Consider the following 860-nt stretch of genomic DNA (forward strand, 5'->3'; position numbering starts at 1 on the left):
GGGTATAACAAGCGCATCAACCGGGGACGCGGACGTGCCGTTAGTTTCCGAAGTTGCTTGTTTTGAAATTTTAACCGTTTATTAACCCATAATCTCCGCGCCCGTTATGCGCTGGGTCGTTATACCCACTTTTAGTATGATAAATAGTTTAGATTATGTTCCAAGAAAACAAACAAAAATGTATTTGGTCGGGAAAGAAAACAACCGATGTAAAACCAGTTACGCTTGAGACTTTAGATCGATTTACAATACCGACCGAAAAAACGTTTTATGTGCTACCTGAATTTGAAAGCAAATTACGCGAATTCAACGACAGATTCATTACCTATGGCAGAACCTTTTTATACTTAATAATTGGATTAACTATACTGCTGGTGGTAGTTCCTCTACTAGTTCTTGCATTATCTGTTTCGGAAAAATTTCTTTTGCTTGTTACTGGTTTTATCACTTCACTTATGGGAATCGTGGTTGTTATATTCCCCTTTACAACACCTGAAACAATCCATTGGCTCGGAATTCGTAAAGCCCAAAAAATTGGCCGCTTTGTTGGTTTTCTAACGTTAATTTTGGGTATCGTAATAATCTTTCTTCCTAACCATTAAGTAAATAAAAAGTGGGCATAACAAGGCGCATTAACGGCTGACACGGCCTCGCCGTTGGGTTAATTTCTTGCTAATTCAGAATTTTGTACTCTTATTTAAATAAATAATCCCCGTGCAGGTTATGCGCTGGGCCGTTATACCAATTACAATTCAAGATTTAACCAATGGATGACTATATTTTCATAGCACTCATACTTTCTGTTTTGCTTTCATTTGTTGTTGCAAGTCAGGGCGAATATCGAAAAATTGGTTTCTGGG

At 37.8% G+C, this 860-nt stretch carries 1 protein-coding gene; it reads left to right on the forward strand.

What is annotated here, in order from left to right:
* The first annotated feature begins 155 nt into the window (after positions 1–155).
* Positions 156–602, forward strand: coding sequence for a hypothetical protein (locus tag ACFSVN_RS04965; RefSeq protein WP_390299502.1), 447 nt, complete (start codon positions 156–158; stop codon positions 600–602).
* Positions 603–860 lie beyond the last annotated feature (258 nt).

Source organism: Gracilimonas halophila (genome assembly GCF_042684365.1).
In the GTDB taxonomy this organism is placed as follows: Bacteria; Bacteroidota; Rhodothermia; order Balneolales; family Balneolaceae; genus Gracilimonas; species Gracilimonas halophila.

What these genes read in the sequence shown, in the direction of transcription:
- ACFSVN_RS04965 (WP_390299502.1), top strand. Translation starts at nt 156, where the DNA reads ATGTTCCAAGAAAACAAACAAAAATGTATTTGGTCGGGAAAGAAAACA.